We start from the raw sequence: 22,597 nt of genomic DNA on the forward strand, positions 1-22,597 counted from the left end.
GTCGAACCGTAACCTCGTGTATGGGAACACAAGGTCCGCAGAGCGACCCTCCAGACCTCGGCGACCTGACGGGGCAGATCCCCGACTCCGTCTGGCAGTACACGGCGCTGGCGTTCGCGCTGGTCGTCGGACTGGCGGTGCTGAGCCAGAGCCTCACCCTCGGGGTCGGCGTGCTGGCGATCCTCCTCGCGCTCGTCACGCTCGCCAGCGCGGTCGAGATCGTCGACGCCTACGACAAGGAGGCGCTGACGGTGTTCGGCGAGTACCGGACGCTGCTCGATCCCGGCGTCCACCTCATCCCGCCGTTCGTCTCGCGGACGTACGCGTTCGACATGCGGACGCAGACGCTGGACGTGCCCCGTCAGGAGGCGATCACGCGGGACAACTCGCCGGTGACCGCGGACGCGGTCGTCTACATCAAAGTGATGGACGCGAAGAAGGCGTTCCTCGAGGTCGACGACTACAAGAAGGCGACCTCGAATCTGGCACAGACCACGCTCCGGGCCGTCCTCGGCGACATGGAGCTCGACGACACGCTCTCGCGGCGCGAGCAGATCAACGACCGGATCAACGAGGAGCTGGACGAGCCGACCGACGAGTGGGGGATCCGCGTCGAGGGCGTCGAGGTCCGCGAAGTGAGCCCCTCCGAGGAGGTCAAACGCGCCATGGAACAGCAGACCGGTGCGGAGCGCCGGCGTCGCGCGATGATCCTCGAGGCGCAGGGGGAACGGCGCTCGGCGGTCGAGCAGGCGGAGGGTGACAAGCAGTCGAACATCATCCGCGCGCAAGGGGAGAAACAGAGCCAGATCCTCGAGGCGCAGGGAGACGCCATCTCGACGGTGTTGCGAGCGCGGTCCGCGGAGTCGATGGGCGAACGCGCCATCATCGAGCGCGGCATGGACACCCTGGCGGCGATCGGGAAGGGCGACTCGACCACGTTCGTGTTGCCTCAGGAACTCACGAGCCTCGTCGGCCGCTACGGCAAGGCACTCTCCGGCTCCGATGTCCAACAGATGGACGGCCTCGAAGGCAAGGAGTTCGACGAGGAGACCGAACAGCTGCTCGGCCTCGACGACATCGAGAGCGCGCTCGAACAGCTCGATACGGTGGCCGACAGCGACCTCCGGACCGACGAGACGCGCGACGCGGACACGGCCCGCGACGTCGACCTCGCCCGGCAGGCGGAGGAAACGCGCGAGGCCGACCGCGACATCGAACTGGAGTCGGAGTCCGAGAGTCCGGGGCGCTGAGACGGGACGTCCGGCTCCCGGCGTACCCTCGGCGTCCTACCAGTCGAGCGAGCCGCCGGACTGGTACTCGGTCACCTGTCGCTCGAAGAAGTTTGCCTCGCGGTTCAAATCGACCGCCTCGGACATCCACGGGAACGGGTTCTCGGTCCCGTACGCCTCCTTCATTCCCAACTGGGTGAGTCGGCGGTCCGCGATGTACTCGACGTACTCGATGAACCCCTCCGCGGACATCCCCATCAGGTCCGGCGGGCACGCCTCCGCGGCGTAGGCCGACTCGAGTTCGACCGCCTCGCGGACCAACCCGTCGATCTCCGCCTCGAACTCGTCGGTCCAGACGCCGGGGTTCTCCTCGCGGACCGTGTTGATCAGCTCGACCCCGAAGTTGAGGTGGAGCGACTCGTCGCGCATGATGTACTCGAACTGTTCCCCGACGCCGACCATCTTCCCGCGGCGCTTCAACGCGAGCATCATCGCGAAGCCGGCGTAGAAGAAGATCCCCTCCATGATCACGTAGAAGCCGACGAGGTCGCGGAGGAACTCGCGGACGTCCTCGTCGGTCTCGATCGTGAAGTCGGGGCGATCGATCGCGCGGGTCAGGTCGACGACGAACTCGTCTTTCGCCTCGATGGCGGGGATGCGGTCGTACATCCCGTAGAGGTACTCGGGCTCGAACCCGAGCGAGTCACAGCAGTAAATGAACGTGTCCGTGTGGACCGCCTCCTCGTACGCCTGCCGGAGCAGGTACTGGCGACACTCCGGAGCGGTGACGTAGTCGTAGACGGCGAGGACGAGGTTGTTCGCGGTCAGCGACTCGGCCGTCGAGAAGAAGCCGAGGTTCCACTCGACGAGCCGGCGCTCGGCGTCCGTCAACTCGTCGCCCTCCCACTGGTGGACGTCGTCCGCCATCGGGATCTCCTCGGGCACCCAGTTGTTGTTGACGCCGTCGCGGTAGTACTCGCGGGCCCAGTCGTAGTCGATCGGGAGGATCTTGTTCGGGTCGTGCTGGCTGTCGGTGTTGATGAGCGGCATGGTGTGTGTCGTGTGGGGTGTGGTTCGTGTGGGATGTGTGGTTCGTGTGGTTCGTGTGGGACGTGTGAGACGTGCGGTACGGTGTCGGCTGCCGTTCGCTCCTCCGACTCACTGACAGGCGTCGCAGGTCGGGTCCTCGACGGTCGGGAGCCCGTCGACGCGGTTCCCGCCGCTCTCGTCGCTCTCGTCGTCGGCGGCGGCCTCCGCGTCGCCGCCGGGCTCGTCGTCCGCCTCATCTCCGCCGTCGAACCCGCCGCCGCGCGACTGCGTGTCGTCGTACTCGGCCATGTCCAGCGTCGACTGCTCGATGCTCGACGCGCCGAGCGTGCGCAGGTAGTAGGTCGTCTTCAGCCCCAGATCCCAGGCGGTCCGATACACGTCGTCGAGCAGCGAGCCGTCCGTCGACGGGAAGAAGACGTTGTGCGACTGGCTCTGGTCGATCCACGCGCCGCGGCGCGCGGTGAGCCGGAGCTGGTGGCGCGGGTCGATCTCGAACGCGCCGCGGTAGAGGTCGGAGAGCTCGCCGGGTAAGTCGAGGTCGCCGACCGCGCCGTCGTGGTACTTCAGGCGGTCGAGCGCCTCCGATCCCCACTGCCCCTCGGCTTTGAGATCGGCGACGAGCCGCTCGTTGACGACGGTGAAGTCGCCGGACATGTTGGATTTGACGTAGAGGTTCGAGTACAGCGGCTCGATCGACGGGGAGGTGCCCGCGATGGTCGAGATGGTCGCCGTGGGTGCGACCGCGGTGGTGTTGGAGTTGCGCATGCCGTGTTCGGCGATCCGCTCGCGGACCGTGTCCCACTCGAGGGTCTCCTCGCGGGCGACGGGGACCTCCCGGCCGCGCTCCTCGGCGAGGAGGTCGAGGGTGTCCTGCGGGAGGAGATCCCGGTCCCACTTCGAGCCCTCGAAGGAGTCGTACGCGCCGCGCTCGGCCGCCAGCTTCGCGGAGTTGTCGATCGCGTGGTAGCCCAGCAGCTCGCCCGCTCGTCCGGCGAACTCGAGCGCGCGCTCGGAGTTCATCGGGACGCGCGCGAGCTGGAGCGCCTCGTGGAAACCCATCATCCCGAGTCCGATGGGTCGGTGGCGCGTGTTGGAGCGCTCTGCCTTCTCCGTCGGGTAGAAGTTGAGGTCGACGACGTTGTCGAGCATCCGCATCGCGGTCTCGGAGGTGTCGGCGAACAGCTCGGCGTCGAGTTCGGCCGCCTCGCCGTCGACGCCGACGGCGACCCCTCCGCCCGCGTCCCCGTCCGCCCCGTCGCCCCGCGCCGCGACCGCGACGTCGTCGGGGGCGGGATGGGCCTCGGCGTCGCCGCGGAACGTCATGTGGCGCGCGAGGTTGACCGAGCCGAGGTTACAGACGGCGGTCTCCTCCTCGCTCGTGTTGAGCGTGATCTCCGTACAGAGGTTCGAGGAGTTGACGACGCCGACGTGATCCTGCGGCGACCGGACGTTACACGGGTCCTTGAACGTGATCCACGGGTGGCCCGTCTCGAAGAGCCGGGTGAGCGTCTCGCGCCAGAGCTCGCTCGCGTCGACGGTCTCGTACTGGCGTAACTCGCCGTTCTTCGCGGCCTCCTCGTACTTCTCGTACAGCTCCTCGAACTCCTCGCCGTAGGTCCCGTGGAGCTCCGGCACCTCGTCGGGCGAGAACAGCGTCCACTCCGCGTCGGCCTCGACCCGCTTCATGAACAGGTCGGGAACCCACGCCGCGGTGTTCATGTCGTGGGTGCGGCGGCGCTCGTCGCCGGTGTTCCGGCGGAGGTCGATGAACGACGGGAAGTCCAGATGCCACGCCTCGAGGTAGGCGGCCGCGGCCCCCCGACGCTTCCCGGAGCGGTTGATCGCGCCGGTCACGTCGTTGGAGATCTTGAGGAAGGGGACCGTCCCGGTCGACTCGACGCCGGTCGAGGAGACTAACGCGCCGTCGGCCCGGAGCGGGGTCCAGTCGTTGCCGAGCCCGCCGGACCACTTCGAGAGCTTCGCATGCTCCTTGTACGCCTCGAATATCCCCTCGAGGTCGTCGGGGACGGTGGTGAGGTAACACGAGGAGAGCTGCGGGTGGGTCGTCCCGGCGTGGAACAGCGTCGGCGTCGAGTGGACGAACCGCAGCGTCGAGAGGACCTCGTAGAACTCCTCGGCGCGCGCGGCCCGCTCCGACTCGTCCTCCCGGAGCGCGACCCCCATCGCCACCCGCATCCAGAAGACCTGCGGGAGCTCGAACGGCTCCGAATCCGGCTCCCGGAGGTAGTAGCGCTGCTCGAGCGTGTCGAGCGCGGTGTACTCGAACAGCTCGTCGCGCGCCGGTTCCAGCGCCTCCGCCAGCCGATCGAGGTCGTACTCGCCCATCCGTTCGTCGAGGAGTTCCGCCCCGAGGCCGCGGTCGATCGCCTCGCGGAAGGAGTCGCGGTACGCCGCCGCGAGCTCGCCCTCGTCGTCGGGCGGGCGCTCGCCGGTCACCCGACGGACGTAGTCCTCGCGGGCGACGCGGGCCGCCATCGCGTCGTAGGCGGGGTCGCGTTCGATCCGCGCGGTGAGCGCGTCGACAGTCGCCTCGGCCACCTCGTCGGCGTCGGCCCCGTCGTAGAGCGCGCGCTCGATCTCGGCGACCAGCCGGTCGCGTTCGTCGGCATCCAGTACGTCCTCGTTCCCCTCTCGGGCTCTGTCGAGTAGGTCGCGAACCGCGGTGTCGTGTGTCGTCGTGCTCATGTGTGTTCTGGGATTCCACGGGCCGGCGTGCCGGACGGCGTCGCCACTCGCGGTGCGTTCCTCATCCGGCGCGAGCGTGCTGCTACCCGTGGAAACCGGGGGAATCGCTCCGGACGAACCGTCCCGTGTGAACCGTGTCAAACGTCTCCGGCCGCATCGACATAAACATTACCAACAGGATTTCAGTAATACAAATACAGTTGTTTAGCGCACAACTGAGCCCGTGTTGTCGCGAGTCGCTCGCGGCCCGAACCCGACGGTCCACGTTCGACCGGGACTCGTCCCCGGCCGGCGCGGCTCACGGCCGCCAGCCCTCGGCGTCGAGGGTCCACAGGAGCGCGATCGCGAGCCCGCCGCCGAGCAGTCCCGCGGCCAGCGCGAGGGCGGGCGCGGGCGCGAGACCGACTCCGACGAACAGGAGGACGGCTCCGGCGAGCAGCGCGATCGTGTCCTCGCGGGTCGCCCCGAGGACGACGGGCGCGAGCGATCCGCCGATGGCCGCGCCGGCGACGACGAACGGCGTCACGCCCGAGACGCGCAGCGCCGGCACCGAGACGGCGGCGGGACCGACGTCGACGCCGAGGGCGACGCCGACGGCGACGCCGACCAGAGGCGACGCGAGGCTCGCGCGTGGGCTCAGCGTCCGACCGCGGACGGCCGCGATCCCCGAGAGGAGCGTCACCGCCCCGGCGGCCACGAGCGCGGGCGGGGCCAGCCCGATCAGCGACCGCGGCTCCGCGAGCGCCGGAATCGCCGCGTCGGCGGTGACGGACCGAAGCGCGAGCGGTTGGGCGAGAAGTAGCGCCGCGATGACGAGTTGGACCGCCCCGAGCGCGCGGCGGGAGACGGAGGTGTCGGAGGTCATATTCGTGCGACACCAGCGGGGCGTATATATTCGCCGAACCGCTCGAAGGCGTCGCCGGCTCCGCCGGCCGCGAGGGGCCACCGGTTCAGACCGTGACCCCGGCGCGGTCGCCCTCGATCGACACGACGACGCGCTCCGGCGGCCCGCGCTCGTCGGTCAGCCGGACGAGGAGCGTGTGGACCACGAGGTCGTCCTCGTCGCCCGGACGGTGACCGATCTCGTCGGCCGCGACCCGCAGCGCGCGGTCGCCGATCCGGCTCACCGACCCCAGGCGGACGTCGAGCCCCGGCGGGGCCAGCCGCTGGGCGATCACGAGCACGGCGTCTCCCGCGTCGTCGACGAACGGCGTCGATCCGACGAACGACAGCGTCCGCTCGGCGCCCGGGCGGATCGCCCGCCTCGCGGCCGCGGCCGACCGAAACGAGAGGGCGTGCGTCAAAAGCTCGGGCGGCTGGGTGCGAACGCTCTCTTCGGGAACCAGCGGGTCGGCGTCCACGTACCGACTCCTGACCCCGATGTCTCCCGGCGCCGACGCCGCGAGGTCGTGGACGCGGTCCGTACACCCCGCGGTCGCGACGGCGAGGGCACCGGCAACGACCGCGCGACGATACATGCTCTCCGGTCGGTCGTCCGCCGATAAAAACTCCGTCGCCGAGGGTCGCTCGCGTGATAATCGGCCGTCATCCCGACGTCGACGCCGAGACGCCCCACGAGATCCGGTCCCAGGTCCGCTCGTAGAGGTAGTACGTCCCGGTCTTCACGACGTTCGCGACGATCCCGATGTTCACCGCGTCACTGACGTCCCCCACGACCGCCCACGCGACGGTCACGGTGACGAGGACCATGATCAGCCGGTAACAGAGCGTCTTCACGATCGCGCGCCGCCGCGCCTGGAGCGCCGATCCCGCGAGGTGGTCCCCGAACATACGCATTCGTGGGACCGTAGGAACTAAGTAACTTCTATCGGCTACGGTTTCGATTCTATGTAATCTCTTTCGGGTTCATTACTCCGTGACGACCGACACGACGAAACCGATCTCCGGTCACTCCTCGAGCATCGGCGCGGGAACCCCCTCCTCGTCGCCGTCGAGTTCGAACGCCCGGCGTAGCTCCGCGATCCGGTCGCGGATGTCGGCGGCCAGCTCGAACTCCAGGTTACTCGCGGCCTCGTTCATCCGGTCTTCGAGCGCCTCGATCCGCGCTTCCGCCTCCTCTTCGCCCTCCACGTCGCCGACGCTCACGCCGCTGGTGTCCGTCTTCGAGCCCGGTAGGTTCGTCTCGCCGACCGGCTTGTCAATGGTGGTCGCCTCGTGGCCGTGCTCGGCGTTGTACTCGAGTTGGATCTCGCGGCGGCGCTGGGTCTCCTCGATGGCGGCCTCCATCGAGTCCGTGACCCGGTCCGCGTAGAGGACCACCTCGCCGTTGACGTTGCGGGCGGCCCGTCCCATCGTCTGGACGAGAGTCGTGGTGGAGCGTAAGAACCCCTCCTGGTCGGCGTCGAGGATGGCGACGAGGCTCACCTCCGGAATGTCGAGGCCCTCCCGCAGCAGGTTGATCCCGACGAGCACGTCGATGTTGCCGAGTCGGAGGTCGCGGATGATCTCGTGACGCTCCAGGGTGTCCGTCTCGTCGTGCATGTACGCCACGTCGATTCCCGCCTCCTCGAAGTACTCCGTGAGGTCCTCTGCCATGCGCTTCGTGAGCGTGGTGACGAGGACGCGCTCGTCGCGCTCGATGCGCTCGTCGACCCGCTCGAGGAGGTCCTCGACCTGTCCGGTCGCGCCGGTCACCTCCACCTTCGGATCGACGAGGTGGGTCGGCCGGACGATCTGTTCGACGACGTTCGCCGACTCCTCGCGCTCGTACTCGCTCGGCGTCGCGGAGACGTACAGCGTCCGGTCGGCCTTCTCCTCGAACTCCTCGAACGTCAGCGGGCGGTTGTCGTAGGCGGTCGGGAGCCGGAACCCGTTCTCGACGAGCGAGTCCTTGCGGGACTTGTCCCCCTCGTACTGCCCTTTGATCTGGGGGATCGTCTGGTGTGACTCGTCGATGACGGTGAGGAAGTCGTCGGGGAAGTAGTCGAGAAGCGTGTAGGGGGCGTCGCCGGGGTCGCGGTCGTCCATGTGGACGGAGTAGTTCTCGATGCCCGAGCAGTAGCCCGCCTCCCGGAGCATCTCGACGTCGAAGGTGGTGCGCTCCTCGATTCGCTGGGCCGCGACGAGGTCGCCCTCCCGCTCGAAGTGCGCCACGCGCTTCTCCATCAGCTCTTCTATCTCCGCGATCGCCTGCTCCAGCTTGTCGTCGGGGATCGAGTAGTGCTCGGCGGGGTGGAGCATCACCGCGGGCTCCTCGCTCACGACCTCGCCCTTCATCGGGTCGACTTTCACCATCCGGTCTATCTCCTCGCCCCACAGCTCGACGCGGACCGCGTACCGGCCGTACATCGGGTAGATCTCGACGGTATCGCCGCGCACCCGGAAGGTGCCCTGCGTGAAGTCCACGTCGTTGCGCTCGTAGTTCAGGTCGACCAGGTCCGCGAGCAGCCCCTCGCGACCGACCTCCTCGCCGACCTCCAGCCGGAGGGCCATCTCGCGGTAGTTCTCGGGGTCGCCGAGCCCGTAGATGGCCGAGACCGAGGCGACGACGATGACGTCGTCTCGCGTCAACAGGGAGCGGGTCGCGGAGTGCCGCAGCCGGTCGATCTCCTCGTTTATCGACATCTCCTTGTCGATGAACGTGTCCGTCTGCTCGACGTACGCCTCCGGCTGGTAGTAGTCGTAGTAGGAGACGAAGTACTCGACGGCGTTGTCCGGGAAGAGCTCGCGGAACTCCTCGTACAGCTGGGCGGCGAGCGTCTTGTTGTGTGCCAACACGAGGGTAGGCTGGTCCAACTCCTCGGCGACCCACGAGACCGTGTTGGTCTTGCCGGAGCCGGTGACGCCGAGCAGCGTCTGCTTTTTGGCGCCCGCCTCGAACCCCTCCACGAGCTGCTCTATCGCCTCGGGCTGGTCGCCCGCGGGCTCGAACGGGGCGTCCACCCGAAACGGTCGGTCGGCGGTCGGGCGGTCCTCCGAGAGGGGGGAGTCGGCGTCGCTCACGATACGCCTCGTTGGTGGCCGAGACACTTGAGCGGCGCGCCCGGGGCGGCGGCTCGGGCGGCCTCGTGTCCTCTTCGAACCGAAGATCCACTCCCGTCGAACCGAAGACCTACCCTCCTCGAACCGAAAGGGGACCCGTGTCACCCGCGTTCGCGCTCGTCATCACGTTCGGCGCGCTGCTGTTTCCGGTCGTCTGGGTCGCGACCGGCGCGTGGGTCGTCCTCGACGCCCGCGCCCGCGGGAGCGCCCACCCGTTCCTTTGGGGCGTCCTCGCACCGCTCTCCGGGATCCTCCTGCTGTACTACATGCTCTGGTGGCGTCGCGGGCACGCCCGAGAGGCGGACCCGTCCCGGTGGGAGCGACGCGCCGCGGTCGTCGCGCTCGCCGGGTTCGGCGGGCTCATCGGTAGCATCGCCGCGTCGCCCGCCGACCCGGTCGTTCAGATGCTCGCGTGGCCCGTCGTCTTCGTCTGTTGTCTCCCCGTCGCGTCCCGGCTGATCTGAGCGTACGAGCCGGATCGCTCGTGTGACCGCGGTCGCCCCGCGATCGCTACCGCCGCCGGACGAAAACGTTTCCCCCTCGCCGCGCGACCCTTCGGCATGCGCATCGCCGTTCCCAACAAGGGCCGCCTACACGAGCCGACGCTCTCGCTTCTCGAGCGTGCCGGGCTCCACGTCGAGGAGACCGCCGACCGACAGCTGTACGCCGAGACGGTCGACCCCGACGTGACGGTCCTCTACGCGCGTGCGGCCGACATTCCCGAGTACGTCCGCGACGGCGCGGCCGACCTCGGCGTCACCGGGCTGGACCAGGCCGCCGAGTCCGGCGGCGTCGTCGGAGAGGCCGCCGACGCGACCGAGGGCGACCTCGTCGACGTGCTCGATCTGGGGTACGGCTCCTGTCGACTCGTCCTCGCCGCCCCCGAGGACGGCGAGGTGACGACCGTCGAGGACCTAGCCGGGAAGACGATCGCGACCGAGTTCCCGAACGTCACCCGAAACTACCTCGAGCGCGTGGGCGTCGACGCCGACGTGGTCACCGTCACCGGCGCGACGGAGCTTACCCCCCACGTCGACATGGCCGACGCCATCGTCGACATCACCTCCACGGGCACGACCCTGAAGGTGAACCGGCTCGCCGTGATCGACGACGTGCTCGACTCCTCGGTCCGGCTGTTCGCCCGCCCCGACGTCGTCGACGACCCGAAGGTCGAACAGGTGACCACCGCCTTCGAGTCCGTGCTGGCCGCCGACGGCCGCCGCTACCTGATGATGAACGCGCCCAAGGAGCGACTCGACGAGGTGAAGGACGTGATCCCCGGGCTCGACGGCCCGACCGTGATGGACGTCGAGGCCGACGAGAACGGGAACGGGACGGTCGCGGTCCACGCCGTCGTCGAGGAGCGAGACGTGTTCGCGACCATCTCGGAGCTGAAGGGGGTCGGCGCGAGCGGCATCCTCGTCACCGAGATCGAGCGGCTCGTCGAGTAGGACTTGCCGTCCCGCCGGGAACTCACATCCCGCCGACCAGCGCCTCCTTCTCGGCGCGCGACAACGACTTGATCGCGTGCTCGCGCGACATCGCCGCCGACTTCGACTCGAACGACTCGACGTGCCGCAGCGTCACCGGCGTCCGCCCGCGGGTGTACTTGGCCCCCTCGCCGGCGTCGTGTTCGGCGACCCGCCGCTCCACGTCGGTCGTGTAGCCGGTGTAGAGCGTGCCGTCGGCACACTCGATCACGTACACGTGGTGGTCCGACACGACCTCAGACCCCGCCGTCGATCGCGCGGGCGATGAGCCCCGCCTGTGCGCCGGCGACGAACCCGGCGTCGACGTTCACGGTCGTGAGCACGGTACACGACTGGAGCGCCCCCGCGAGCGCGGCCGCGCCCTCGCCGCCCTCGCCGTACCCCGTCGAGACCGGGACCGCGATCACGGGCGCGGCGACCAGCCCGGCGACCACCGTGGGGAGCGCCCCCTCGCGGCCGGCCGCGACGACGACGACGTCGGCCTCCCGGATCCGCGCCACCTGATCGAGTAGCCGATCGAGGTTCGCGACGCCCACGTCCTCGATCCGATCGACGCCCGCACCGATCTCGCGGGCGACGACCTCCGCCTCGCCCGCGACCGGCGCGTCGGCGGTTCCGGCGGTCACGACGGCGACCGTCGCGGAGAGCGCGGGCGGCTCGAACCCCGCGGCGTGGACGACGACGGTGCGGGTCACCTCGTCGTGGTCGACGTCGGCGTCCGGCGCGGCGTCCCCGACCGCTTCTCTGACCGCCGCCGCGTGGTCGGGGCTCGCGCGGGTCACGAGCGCCCGGCCCGTCGTCTCGAGGGCGGTCGTCGCGAGCGCCGCGGCCTCGGCGGGGCGTTTTCCCTCCGCGAGGACCGCCTCCGGGATCCCGCGTCGGTCCTCGCGGGCGGCGTCGAACCGCCCCGCGGCCGTCGTCGCGTATCCCGCGATCCGAGACTCCGCCTCCGAGACGCCGATATCCCCGGCCGCGAGCGCCTCCAAGGTATCTCGCGTCCGCGAACCGTCCGTTTCGTTCGGGCTCTGCTCACGCATGGCCGGACTCTCGAGACCCAGGGATTCGTAGCCGTCGATCCGTGTCGACCCCCTCCACCCCGCCGGTCCGATCCTCTTCACGGCTCGCCGCTCCACAAGATATATAAGTCGTCCGCTCGGCACCCCGCCGTGAACCGCCCGCACGGCGTCCCTCGCGGGCGAATTCAGGAACTCTTATTAACTCCCGACGGATACGCCAGATCGCATGGCAGACCTCATTGTCAAAGCGGCAGTCAAGGAAGCCCTGGACGACAAGAACGTCGCTTCGGACTTCTACGACGCGCTGGACGAAGAAGTGGACGAGCTGCTCGAAGACGCCGCACGCCGCGCCGAGGCCAACGACCGGAAGACGGTCCAGCCTCGCGACCTGTAAGGCGTCCGACCCTGCCGTTTTCTTTCGATCCGCTCTCCTCCGATAGCGGCCGCCATCGGCGGATCACGGGTCGGTGCGGTCACGGCTCCAGTACGCGAACCCCGTCCGCGGTCCCGACGTGGACCTCGTCGGCGAGCCCGACGAACAGCCCGTGTTCGAGCACGCCCGGGGTCCCCGCGAGCGTCGTCGCGAGCGCCGCCGGCTCCGGGATCGGTCCGAACGCGCAGTCGAGAAGGAGGTTCCCGTTGTCGGTGACGACGGGGCCGTCCTTGCGTTCGGCCCGACGGAGCGTCGCCTCGCCGCCGGCCGCCCGCACCGCGTCGGCGACGACGCCGCGGGCGCTCGCGAGCACCTCCACCGGAACCGGCCGGTCGAGGACCCCGGTCTCCTTCGAGGGATCGGCGACGACGACGAACCGGTCCGCGGCCGAATCGACGAGTTTCTCGCGAGCGTGTGCGCCCCCGCCGCCCTTGATCAGGTCGCCGCCGGCGACCTGGTCGGCCCCGTCGATGGCGACGTCGATCCCGGCCGCGTCCGGTCCCGTGACCTCGTCGAGGTCGACGAGCGGGATCCGCTCCTCGATGGCGAGTTCTCGGCTCGCGAAGGAGGTCGCCACGCCCCGGATCTCTACTCCGGCGTCGACGCGTTCCCCGAGCGCGCGGATCGCGTGCGCGGCCGTGGACCCGGTCCCGAGACCGACCACGTCGCCGTCCTCGACCGTCTCGGCCGCCGACTCGCCCGCCCGTCGCTTCATCGCGTCGCTGCCGCCGCTCGTCTTCATGCCTTCGCGTGCGGGCGGGGCTCTCTTAAATCCGGGAGCGTCGCGAGGCGTCGGAGGCCCTCGCCGGCGAGGCGTTTATAACCCACCGGACACGTCACTCGATGGATACTGATGGGTCCCTTCTCACGGCGGTCGGTGCTGGAGGCGTTCGCCGGAATCACCGCGGTTCCGGCGGTCGGCGGCGCTCGGGGAGTATCGTCGACGGCGGACGTCGATCCAACGGCGTTCCCGTCCGTCGGCGAGCGGGACAGGGGCGCGTGGGGCACGTACCACGGGAACCGTCGTCGAACCGGGTACGTTCCCGACGGGACCGGTCCGGAAGCGAACCCCCGGATCGAGTGGCTGTTCGAGACGGGGTTCACCGGCGGCGACGGGTCGCTTCGGCAGCAACACCCGATCGTTCGCGACGGAGTCGCGTACGCGTTCGCGGAGACCTCCTCGGAGACGACCGCCGACTCCGGCTCGTTTCGCCTCGCCGCGATCGACCTCGAAACCGGATCCGAGTCGTGGCGCGTCGCCCCCGAAGTAAACGGAGCCACCGGACCGCTCGCGACCGACGACCGATCCCTCTATCTGAACTCGCTGAACGGCGTCCTCTCGCTGGGCCGAACCGACGGGGAGGTGGAGTGGGTTCAAGACGACTTCTTCCCGACGGGTGGGCCGGTGTCCGTCGGCGAGGAGGTGTACTCGATCGTCGAGGACCGATCGACCGGGGAGGGGCTGGTCGTCGCGCTCGACGCCGGCTCCGGAGAGCGTCTCTGGAACCACCCGGTCGGCGAGGTTCGTTCCGCGGCCTCGCCGGCGTACGCCGACGGGACGATCTACGCCGCGACTGGCCGCGGCGGGCGGCTCTACGCGATCGACGTCGAGTCGCGGAGCGAGGAGTGGGTCTTCGAGATCGACGGCGATCACGACTTCCAGGGAAGCGTCCCGGCTATCGCGCCGGGGGAGGCGTACGTCGCGTCCCAAGAGCGGCTGTTCTCGATCGACGCGGACGCCGGCGAGGAACGCTGGAGCGTCGAATCCGGGAACTCGTGGAACGCGCCCGCGGTGACCGGAGAACGCGTGCTCCACTCGGAGTCGCGAGGGTTGGTCGCGTACGATCGCGAATCGGGCTCGGAGCTGTGGCGAACGCGCCGGTTCACGGGACCGGAGTCCTCGTCGATCGCCGTCGGCGACACCGCGTACCTCCACGACGGTTTCACCGGCGAGATCGGGGCGTTCGACCTCGAGACCGGCGAACGTCGCTGGCGGTTTCCGCTCGGGAGCCACAACGTTCGCGCCGACCTCTCGTTTCACGACGGGCGACTGCTTCTCAACGTCGCGGGACGAGTGTTCGCGATCGTGGGCGGAGACGTGGAGTCGACGCCGACCGCGACCGCGACCCACGACCCGGACCGTCCGGCCATAGGCCGGGAGGTCACGTTCGACGCGTCGGGCTCCGGAGGCGAGATCGACCGGTATCTCTGGAACCTCTCCGGGGGCCTCTTTCGGACCGGCGAGGAGGCCACCTACGCCTACGAGTACGACACCGGCGGGAATCGGCAGTACAGCCTCCTCGTGATCGATGAGAACGGTCGAACCGACGCGGTCTACTCCGAGGCGCTCGCGCCGAACGCCGAGTTCAGCGTTACCGTCACCGGGACGAACGGTCCGATCGAGGCGGGAGCGGAGTTGGAGGTCTCCTTCGACGTAACGAACGACGGGGACGCGGAGGCCGCTCGGACGATCGACGTCTCCGCGGACGGGATCGGGTCGACGTCGGTCCGGACGAGACTCGACTCGGGAGAGACGAGCGCCGAGACGGCCACGCTCGCCACGGACTCCGAGAGCGTCGGGACGTTCGACGTCGCGGTCGACAGCGGGACGGACGGCGACTCGATATCGGTGACGGTGTCCGATCCGGCGGCCGAGTCCGGCGGCGGTGACGCAACGGACGGAACCGGCGGATCCGGATCGGAGGGTGACGACGCCACCACGGACGGGAACGCCGGCGACGATACCGCCGTGGACGGAACCGCTGCCGCCGGAACCGTCCTCTCTCCCGTCGACTCTCGTTACCTCCTCGGCGCCGGGACGCTCGCCGTGCTGGCCACGGGCGGCGCGCTCTTCCGTCGCTCGCAGGGAGGAGACGCCGACGGGACGGAGGTGGACGGGCTCGCCGACGACGGAGATTCGGCGGGTGATCCGTCGACGGCGGGCGATCCGAGCCCGGCGACCGGCGCGTCGGGATCGCACGCCGGCGGGGGTGCGGCGAGCGGTGGAGACGCCGATCCGGACGACGCAGCGTCGAGTTCGTCCGATCCGGAACCGCCGGTCGACCTCGACGATCCCGCGGGTTCGGTCGAGGCGATCCGTACCGGGCTCGCCGAGGCCGCGAACGCGGCCGAGAGCGCCGAGGAGGACGGCGACCTCGACGCGGCCGTCGCCCGGTACGAGCGGGCGGTTCGAACGTACGACGACCCGATCGAACGTCTCGACGGCCCCGACGCAGCCGAACTCGCGGCCGCGCTCGACGACGTGAAAGCGGAGCTACACGCCGTCCGGACGCGTCGACGAGCCCGCGACACCCTCCGTGAGACGCTCCGAAGCGCGGAGAAGAGCCTTCGGGAGGCTATCGACGCACACGTCGAGGGGCGATCCACGCTCTCGAAGCTCCGCTACCGGCAGGCGCGTGATCGGTTCGGGACCGCACTCGACGCGATCGACGACGCCGACGCGAACGTCCCGTCGTCTCCGATCGAGGTCTCCCCGGCGGGCGAAAGCGACCTCGCCGACGCGCCGCTCGCCGACCTCCCGGGCGTGTCGGACGGCGCCGCCGGGGCGCTGAGCGAGGCCGGATTCGAAACGGTAGCCGACCTGTACGCCGCGAATCCGGCGGCCGACGACGAGAGCGGCGATCTCGCCGCCGCGCTCGATTCGGCCCGCGGGCAGGGGGACCTCGAGGCGTCCGCCGTCTCCAGACTGACGGCGCTCTCGTGGCGCTCCGACGGCGACACGACCGCCTTCGGCGACCGGGCCGACGTCGAACGGCGGCGCGATCGAGCGGCCACCGGATTCGACGCGACCCGGTGAGTCCGCGGACTCGCGGGTCGACGCGAGCCGTCGCCGATCCGCTCACTCCAGCCGGTCCAACACCGCCTCGGTGTCGTACGCGAGCGTGAGTTCGCGCGAGCGCCCCCGACCGTCGACGTCGGCGTACTCGGCGTCGATCACGCCGAGCTGATCGAGCTTGTTGATGATCTCCGAGTAACGGGTGTAGCCGAGGTCCGTCTCCTCGCGGAACGCCTCGTACACTGCGCCGGCCTGTTCGCCGTCGTTGGCCGCGAGCACGCGGACGAGCGCGCGCTCGGAGTCGGAGAGGCCGCGGAGCGACCGCGAGAGGTGGACGTGTTTCGACTTGTCGTAGGCGGCCTCGACGTCCTCGATCGCGATCGTCTTCGAGGCGCGCATCTCGGCGTTGAGCCCGGCCCGACGCAGCAGGTCGATCCCGACGCGGAGGTCGCCGGTCTCGGCGGTCAGATCGGCGATCCGGTCCAGTTCGGCGTCGCCGACGACACCCTCGTGGAAGCCGCGTTTCGCGCGCTCGCCGAGGATGTCGGAGATCTCCGTCGCGTCGTACACCGGGAAGTACACCTCCTCGGGGCGGAACACGGACTGGACCCGGCCGTCGAGGTCGTCGATGACGTCGAGCGAGAGGTCCGAGGAGACGACGATCACCCCGATCTTCGCGCCGGAGTGCGCCTCGTGGGCGCGCAAGAGCGAGTAGAGCGTGTCGGAGGCCTCGTTCTCGTAGAAGAGGTAGTTCACGTCGTCCAAGGCGACCACGAGCACCTCGTCCTCCTCGACGAGCCGGTCGGTGATCTGTCCGAACAGCTTCTTGAAGGAGATCCCTGAAGAGGGCGGCTCGTACTCGAATATTCCCTCGAAGAGCCGGGAGAAGACGGCGTAGCGCGTCGAGTCGACCTGGCAGTTCACGCGGACGGTCCGCACCTCCGTCCGCGCGCGCAGTTCCGTGAAGAGCTTCTGGACCGCGGTGGTCTTGCCCGTCCCCGGCGGACCCCGGACGATGGTGTTGAGCGGGCGGGAGCCGCGGACGGCCGGCCGGAGCGCGTACTTCAGGCTCTCGAGCTGGCTCTCGCGGTGGCGGAACGTCTCGGGGACGTGGTCGATCTCGAACACGGACTCGTCGCGGAACACCGACTCGTCCCACGAGAGCATGTCGTCGTCCCCGGGCATGGAGGTACCACTCCCCGCCGGTCACTTAATCGTTGCCCGGCCGCGGCGAAACTGAAAACCCGTTCTCCGGCGGTCGAATCCCTCGGTACCCGGGCGTTCGGTTTCACTCTCACGTCGCTCGGTCCCCGGTTCGCCGCCGCCCTCACGTCGTCCGGGACGGCCCCCGGTCGCGCTCTAAGACCAGCACGTGTCTCGTCAGCGACCGGTGAACCCGGCGCTCGAAGGCAGCGACGACGTCCCACCCGGCCTCGCGAGCGAGCCGACGCCAGTCGCGGTCGGCGACCATCACGGCGCGGGGCGCGACGCGGGCGGCCTCCGCGAGCGCGCCGGCGACGAGGTCCGCGAGCTCGTGGCGAGCGATCTTGGACTGCCTGCCGTACGGCGCGTCGAAGGCGACCCCGTCGACCGCGTCGTCGACGAGCGGGAGATCCGTGGCGTCGCCGCGGGCGACGTGCCAGGTCGGCGCGTCGCCCGCATCGCTCTCGTCTCCTCCGTTCCCTCCGTCTCGGTCGCCGCCGCCCCCGCCGTCCCGACCGTCTCCCACGTACGTCCGGAGGTTCTCCCTCGTTCCGCGGACCATCTTCTCCTGGGCGTCGCAGGCGACCGTGTCCGCCCCGACGAGTCCCGCCTCGAGCGGGAGTCCGCCGGTCCCGCACATCGGGTCGAGCAGGGTTCGTCCGGGGGCCGCGCCGGCGAGGTTGGCGTACGCGCGAGCGTCGGCGGGAGCCATGCTCCCCGGCTGGAAGAAGGGCCGGTCGGTCGGGTCCGGCGCGAAGTCGCGGGCGGCCTCCCGAGCGACCCAGCCGAGCGCGCAGACGGAGGCGCTCCCTCCGTCCGCCCCCTCGACCGCGTCGTGGTCGGCGCGCTCGCCCGCCGCGAACAGCGCGCGCAGGACGTGATCGGGGTCCTCGAGGTCGACCGCGAACCCGCGGTCGACGAGGACGCTCCCGAGCGCGCGCTCGGCGTCGGTCGTGGAGGCGTCCGTCGTGTTCCGGACGTTGCGGGCGCGGACCGCGACGCTCCCCGTCCGGTCGAGCGGCGCGGCCTCGAGGGCGGCGACCGCCGAGCCGACGGTCGCGTCGGTCCGAGCGATCGCCTCGTGGGCGGCGTGAGTATACGCGAGCCGCTCGACGCCCTCGCCGACGCTCCCCGCACCCGCGATCCCCGGCGCGAGGAGTTCGACGCCGGTCGCGGCCGTCGCCGCCTCACAGGCCGCGAACGCGTCCGTCTCCCCCGCGAGCTCGAGCCAGTACACGCCCGGTGGTCCGCGACGGCGTCGCATGAGGATGACGGATCCGGTCGACGGTCGCTGAAAGAATATTATTTTTGGATGATTATGATACGTGTCAAGAGATGTATATTCGAGAATGAGTCTTGCTCGGATCGTCTGATCCCACTTTTTCCGATTTTATACGGAGTATTCGAGCATATTTCGTGTTACAGATCTCCTCTCGAACGCTTCGCGCGTTCACGTCGAATGTTCACGTGTACGCGGCATATACGGACGTTTCGAGAGTTCTCAGAGATAAAGACGGTATATGATAGTCTATTATTTATAAATACGAGAGGTATATAAGATATCTGTAGTTTCGAACGGGACGTCGGCTACTCGAGCGCCGTGGTCGGTGGCGTTCGAGCGATCCCGGTTCGTTTCCGGCGATCACTCGGTGCGTGTGCGCTCGAGCGCCGGAGATACGTGTGCCTCCTGTGACCGTTCTCGGTCGTCTCCGGGTCCCTCGGCTCGCGTCTCCCCTGTCGATCCGTTCGGCTCAGCGTCGCTTCGGCAGTCGATCGGTGAGACTCACTGGTTCGGCATGAACCGGTGGTCGACGTCGCCGGAGAACTCCCCGGCACCCACGATGTCGTGTTCGAGCGTTCCGACGCCCTCGACGGTGACCGCGACCGTGTCGCCGTCGCTGAGCGGACTGATGCCCGAGGGCGTCCCCGTCGCGATGACGTCGCCGCGCTCGAGGGTGACCAGTTTCGTGATCTCGCTTATGAGTTCCGGGACGGAGAAGATCAGGTCGTCGATCGAGGAGTGCTGTTTCACCTCGCCGTTGACCGTCAGTTTGATCTCCGCGTCGTCGGGGACGTGTTTCGGGTCGGCGACGACCGGCCCGATCGGCGCGGCGTTGTCGAACGCCTTCCCGCGGATCCAGTTCTGTTCTTTCTCCTGGTCGTCGCGGTTCGAGAGGTCGTTCACGCAGGTGTAGCCGGCGATGACCTCCTCGGCTCTGTCCTCGGGAACGTTTCGACACTGCTCGCCGATGACGACGCCGAACTCGGCCTCGTGGTCGACCCGCTCTTTCCCTTCGGGCAGCGAGATCGTGTCCCCGTGAGCGGCCAGCGTGTTCGGCCCCTTCAGGAACAACAGCGGGCGCTCGGGGATCTCCGAGTCGGTCTCCTCGGCGTGCGCCGAGTAGTTGAGACCGACGCAGACGATCTTGCTCGGTTCGGTCGGCGGGAGTACGTCGACCTCGTCCGGATCGAACTTCTCCTCGCCGAAGCGAAGCTCGTCGTCGTCGGTCCACTCGCCGGTACGGACGGATCCAGCCGGATCTCGAAATCTAACCTTTCGCATGGCGAGTTACTGTGCGACACTCTCCCAAAAAAAGGTTCGGGGTCGTCGCCGCGGTTCCGCGACGTTCGGCGTCACGTCGTCGGAACTCGGCGGACGTCCGAACCGAAAAAAACCGTCGCGGATCGCGACGCCGGTCAGAAGTTATCCGGGTTCGGCGTCTCGCCCTCGGGCCACGCCTCGAGGTCCGCGTCCTCGGGGTAGTAGAGGTTGCCGTCGTCGTCCCAGCCCCAGCCGGCGTCCTCGAGGACCTGCCGGGCGGTCTCGACGTCGCGGGTCTCCGGACCGGCCTCGCTGAGGTACTCCTCGTCGTACCACGGGTGCTGTTGGGAGTTGAACGTACAGTACGTCACCTCCTCGGACTCGCCGAAGGCGTACGTCTCGTTCAGGCCCTGCCGGTCGACCATGTGAGAGAGCGCCTGGCGGAACTCGTGGTGCATGCCGGGCGCGTACGACATCTGCGGCATCATGCCGAACGGCAGGAACGCCGCCCCGTTGACGATCTGTGCGGTGTCGCCCATCGTCTCGTTGATCTGCCGGCCGGCGTCGGGCGTCAGCGTCACCGCGATGGCGAGCTCCTCGTTCTCGAAGGCCCGGCGGACCGCGGAGACGCTGTCGTAGATCGACATGATGATCGACGACTCGACGTCGAACGCCGGGTTCCCGTCGTGGGGCACGAGTTCGATGTTCTCCTGGTTGTTGTACGTCGCGATCTCGTAGGGCCCCGCGCCGATCATGGGGTCCTCGAAGTCCGTCGGGTTCTCCTCGATCCCGGCGTCGACGTACGCGTCACGCGGAAGCACGCCGAACGTCGGCAGCTGTGCGGTCACCAGCGTCGGCGCCGGCTCCGGCGTCTCGAACCGGGCGGTGGTCTCGTCGACGGCCACGACGGTCAGCTCCTCCGGGAGGTCGGTCCACTGGTAGGGACCGTTGTGGTACTGCTCGCTCAGGAACTCGTAGGTCCACTTGACGTCGCTCGCGGTCACCGGCTCCCCGTTGTGGAAGGTGGCGTCGCGGAGGTTGAACGTCACCGCCGTCCCGTCGTCCGAGACCTCCCAGTCCTCCGCGAGGACGGGGACCCGCTCGTAGTTGGAGTCGTACAGCATCAGCGGCGAGTGCGTCAGCTGCGTGTACAGCCCCAGCGAGTCGGTGTCCCCGACGGTCGGGTAGAAGCTGCTCGTGAGGAACTCGCCCGGCAGGTTCGCCAGGATCGTGTCGGTCCCGCTCGTCGTCTGCGCGCCCGACTCGACCAGCGCGGCCCAGTTGACCGCGGAGAGACCCGCGCCGCCCGCCTCGACCGGTTCGACCATGTCCGTGTTGATCGCCGCCGTCGTCGGCCGCTCGATCGTCGGGATGAACGGCAGGTCCTCCGAGTAGAGGCTCATCGCCTCCCCGACGACCTCCCGCCGGTCGGAGGGAACCCCGATCGACGCCTGCTCGTCGGCGAGGTTCGAGAACTCCGTGTTCGCGTAGTTCGACGGGTTGTACTGTCCGTTCGAGCCGGCGTTGTCGATGCTGTAGGACTGTAACAGCCCGTTGGGATCGAGTCGACCCGGGTCCGGTCCGTGACTGTTCACGGCTAGGTGGAAGTCGCGCACGTCGTCGCTGACCGCCGTGATCCCCTCCGCGGTCGTCATTGGCTGCGTCTCGACTTGGATGCCGATGTCGGATGCGACCGACTGAATGCTCGAGATGGTCTCCTCGAACAGGATCGTCGGCGGTCCCTGGTCAGACCAGTACTGGAAGGTCAGCGTGGGAACGCGCTCCCCGAGCCCTTCCGGACTGCTGCCGCCGCCGCCTCCGTCGCCGCCGCTTCCGTCGCCGCCGCCTCCGTCACCGCCACTTCCGTCGCCGCCCGACCCGTTCCCGCCACAGCCGGCGAGCGCCGCGGTTGACGCCACGGAGATGACTTTCAGTGCTTGTCGGCGATCGATACCCTCCCCTTCAACGCGGTTGCCACTTGGTGGCATACCTTGTGCGTTCGAAGGAACTATTTAAAAAATTTGTGATAGTTAGAATTTCTGACGTACGTTGCGTCACGTCCCGCGTTACGGGCCGAAATCGACCACATGAACGGTCCAACGTGGCCGTCGGTGGTGAAACGGACTCCGTCAGTCCTCGTCGCCGGCGACGGACACGCGCGGGTCGAGCACGCCGTACAGGAGATCGACGAAGAAGTTCCCGATGATGACCCAGGTGGCCGCGATGAGGAACACGAACTGGATCACGGGGAAGTCTCGGGCCAGGACCGACGAGACCAACAGCTGGCCGATCCCCGGCCAGTTGAAGACGACCTCGATGAGGACGAGGCCGCTGATCGACGCCGCGAGCGAGATCGGGTACAGCGTGATGACCGGCAGCGAGGCGTGACGGATGATCTTCCGGAGCAGCTTCGACTCGGGAAGCCCCTTCAGCCGGTGGTAGTGGAGGTACTCCTGGTCGCTCACCTCGACGACGCTGTTGCGCATGATGAGCGTCGGGTACTGCATGAAGTAGAGGAGCACCGTCATGAACGGCAGCGTGTAGTGTCTCCAGAACTCCGGGATCAGGAACCGCTGCCAGTACGGCTGGTCTCCGAGTTGGATCATCTCCGCCGGCGGGAGCATCCCCGAGGTCGGGAAGATACCCAGCGTCGAGGAGAACAGCGCGATCAGCATGATACCGAGGAAGAAGTCCGGGATCGAGTGGAAGATCGAGACCGAGATGATCCCCGACTTCTCGAGGGGACTCCCGCGGCGACGACCGATGTACGCGCCGAAGAGTCCGCCGACGATGTACGTCGCGGTGATCGCCGGCGCGACGAGCACGAACGAGTTCAGGATGCGCGGGGCCACGAGCTCCCAGACCGGCTGGCTGAAGCGGAAGGACTGCCCCGCGTTCCCGGTGAAGAGGTTGGTGATGTACTCGTAGTACTGGACGTATATCGGCTCGTCGAGCCCCCAATCCGCCCGCAGCTGTGCGATCTGTTCGGGGTTCATCCCCTGTTGGACCAGAAGCGACGAGTAGTCTCCCGGCATCGCCCGGAAGAAGAAGAACAGCGCCGAGGCCACGAGGAAGATGAGCACCGCCGTTATCGCCGTCCGGCGGACGAAGTAGCTCAGGCGGCTCACGG

General features: G+C 68.7%; 19 protein-coding genes. 5 read left to right on the forward strand and 14 right to left on the reverse strand.

Translation table 11 applies throughout. The features are described 5' to 3' along the window. Nucleotides 1-20: 20 nt before the first annotated feature. Nucleotides 21-1,250, forward strand: coding sequence for an SPFH domain-containing protein (locus FN829_RS06905; protein ID WP_142986254.1), 1,230 nt, complete (start codon nucleotides 21-23; stop codon nucleotides 1,248-1,250). 36 nt (nucleotides 1,251-1,286) lie between these two features. On the opposite strand, the gene FN829_RS06910 is transcribed toward FN829_RS06905, so the two are convergent. From FN829_RS06910 to uvrB, 6 genes are all read right to left on the reverse strand, one after another. Further along, on the reverse strand, nucleotides 1,287-2,279 hold the full coding sequence (locus FN829_RS06910) for a ribonucleotide-diphosphate reductase subunit beta (protein WP_142986255.1): 993 nt from the start codon (nucleotides 2,277-2,279) through the stop codon (nucleotides 1,287-1,289). A gap of 108 nt (nucleotides 2,280-2,387) precedes the next feature. Continuing rightward, nucleotides 2,388-4,985: a ribonucleoside-diphosphate reductase subunit alpha gene (locus FN829_RS06915; protein WP_142986256.1), complete on the reverse strand. Its 2,598-nt coding sequence runs from the start codon at nucleotides 4,983-4,985 to the stop codon at nucleotides 2,388-2,390. A gap of 298 nt (nucleotides 4,986-5,283) precedes the next feature. Then, the gene (locus FN829_RS06920) at nucleotides 5,284-5,850 is read right to left on the reverse strand and encodes a hypothetical protein (RefSeq protein WP_142986257.1); all 567 of its coding nucleotides are present in this window, start codon (nucleotides 5,848-5,850) and stop codon (nucleotides 5,284-5,286) included. Nucleotides 5,851-5,935: 85 nt separating this feature from the next. Then, nucleotides 5,936-6,463, reverse strand: coding sequence for a hypothetical protein (locus FN829_RS06925; RefSeq protein ID WP_142986258.1), 528 nt, complete (start codon nucleotides 6,461-6,463; stop codon nucleotides 5,936-5,938). A 67-nt stretch (nucleotides 6,464-6,530) separates the two neighbouring features. Beyond that, entirely contained in the window at nucleotides 6,531-6,776 is a 246-nt protein-coding gene (locus tag FN829_RS06930; protein ID WP_142986259.1) for a DUF2061 domain-containing protein, read from the reverse strand. Between the two features lie 117 nt (nucleotides 6,777-6,893). After that, entirely contained in the window at nucleotides 6,894-8,948 is a 2,055-nt protein-coding gene (uvrB, locus tag FN829_RS06935) for an excinuclease ABC subunit UvrB (protein ID WP_142986260.1), read from the reverse strand. Nucleotides 8,949-9,085: 137 nt separating this feature from the next. Here uvrB and FN829_RS06940 point away from each other — a divergent pair, with 137 nt between their 5' ends. After that, nucleotides 9,086-9,451 carry a hypothetical protein gene (locus FN829_RS06940; protein WP_142986261.1) on the forward strand — a complete coding sequence of 122 codons (366 nt, stop codon included), beginning with the start codon at nucleotides 9,086-9,088 and terminating at the stop codon, nucleotides 9,449-9,451. 96 nt (nucleotides 9,452-9,547) lie between these two features. Beyond that, complete coding sequence (gene hisG / locus FN829_RS06945) at nucleotides 9,548-10,438, forward strand: ATP phosphoribosyltransferase (RefSeq protein WP_142986262.1); 891 nt, start codon at nucleotides 9,548-9,550, stop codon at nucleotides 10,436-10,438. Nucleotides 10,439-10,460: 22 nt separating this feature from the next. On the opposite strand, the gene FN829_RS06950 is transcribed toward hisG, so the two are convergent. Both FN829_RS06950 and larB read right to left on the reverse strand, forming a co-directional pair. Beyond that, nucleotides 10,461-10,709, reverse strand: coding sequence for a GIY-YIG nuclease family protein (locus FN829_RS06950; RefSeq protein WP_142986263.1), 249 nt, complete (start codon nucleotides 10,707-10,709; stop codon nucleotides 10,461-10,463). Between the two features lie 4 nt (nucleotides 10,710-10,713). Further along, nucleotides 10,714-11,514 carry a nickel pincer cofactor biosynthesis protein LarB gene (larB, locus tag FN829_RS06955; protein WP_142986264.1) on the reverse strand — a complete coding sequence of 267 codons (801 nt, stop codon included), beginning with the start codon at nucleotides 11,512-11,514 and terminating at the stop codon, nucleotides 10,714-10,716. A 205-nt stretch (nucleotides 11,515-11,719) separates the two neighbouring features. On the opposite strand from larB, the gene FN829_RS06960 reads away from it, so the two are divergent. Beyond that, nucleotides 11,720-11,887: a DUF1931 family protein gene (locus FN829_RS06960; RefSeq protein ID WP_004267503.1), complete on the forward strand. Its 168-nt coding sequence runs from the start codon at nucleotides 11,720-11,722 to the stop codon at nucleotides 11,885-11,887. Nucleotides 11,888-11,966: 79 nt separating this feature from the next. On the opposite strand, the gene rpiA is transcribed toward FN829_RS06960, so the two are convergent. After that, nucleotides 11,967-12,668, reverse strand: coding sequence for a ribose-5-phosphate isomerase RpiA (gene rpiA / locus FN829_RS06965; RefSeq protein WP_142986265.1), 702 nt, complete (start codon nucleotides 12,666-12,668; stop codon nucleotides 11,967-11,969). 111 nt (nucleotides 12,669-12,779) lie between these two features. Here rpiA and FN829_RS06970 point away from each other — a divergent pair, with 111 nt between their 5' ends. Continuing rightward, entirely contained in the window at nucleotides 12,780-15,743 is a 2,964-nt protein-coding gene (locus FN829_RS06970; RefSeq protein ID WP_142986266.1) for an outer membrane protein assembly factor BamB family protein, read from the forward strand. Nucleotides 15,744-15,785: 42 nt separating this feature from the next. Here the strand turns inward: FN829_RS06970 and FN829_RS06975 are convergent, their stop codons facing one another. The 5 genes from FN829_RS06975 to FN829_RS07000 all read right to left on the reverse strand — a co-directional run bounded on the left by FN829_RS06975 (nucleotide 15,786) and on the right by FN829_RS07000 (nucleotide 22,595). After that, entirely contained in the window at nucleotides 15,786-16,907 is a 1,122-nt protein-coding gene (locus FN829_RS06975) for an ORC1-type DNA replication protein (protein WP_142986267.1), read from the reverse strand. A gap of 142 nt (nucleotides 16,908-17,049) precedes the next feature. Continuing rightward, entirely contained in the window at nucleotides 17,050-18,162 is a 1,113-nt protein-coding gene (locus tag FN829_RS06980; RefSeq protein WP_142986268.1) for a TIGR01177 family methyltransferase, read from the reverse strand. A gap of 546 nt (nucleotides 18,163-18,708) precedes the next feature. After that, nucleotides 18,709-19,488 carry a fumarylacetoacetate hydrolase family protein gene (locus FN829_RS06985; protein WP_142986269.1) on the reverse strand — a complete coding sequence of 260 codons (780 nt, stop codon included), beginning with the start codon at nucleotides 19,486-19,488 and terminating at the stop codon, nucleotides 18,709-18,711. A gap of 134 nt (nucleotides 19,489-19,622) precedes the next feature. Continuing rightward, nucleotides 19,623-21,455 carry an ABC transporter substrate-binding protein gene (locus tag FN829_RS06990; RefSeq protein WP_185955707.1) on the reverse strand — a complete coding sequence of 611 codons (1,833 nt, stop codon included), beginning with the start codon at nucleotides 21,453-21,455 and terminating at the stop codon, nucleotides 19,623-19,625. 141 nt (nucleotides 21,456-21,596) lie between these two features. Continuing rightward, the gene (locus FN829_RS07000) at nucleotides 21,597-22,595 is read right to left on the reverse strand and encodes an ABC transporter permease (RefSeq protein ID WP_142986272.1); all 999 of its coding nucleotides are present in this window, start codon (nucleotides 22,593-22,595) and stop codon (nucleotides 21,597-21,599) included. Nucleotides 22,596-22,597 lie beyond the last annotated feature (2 nt).

The sequence above is a fragment of the Halorubrum cibi genome, from assembly GCF_900182635.1.
Lineage (GTDB): Archaea > Halobacteriota > Halobacteria > Halobacteriales > Haloferacaceae > Halorubrum > Halorubrum cibi.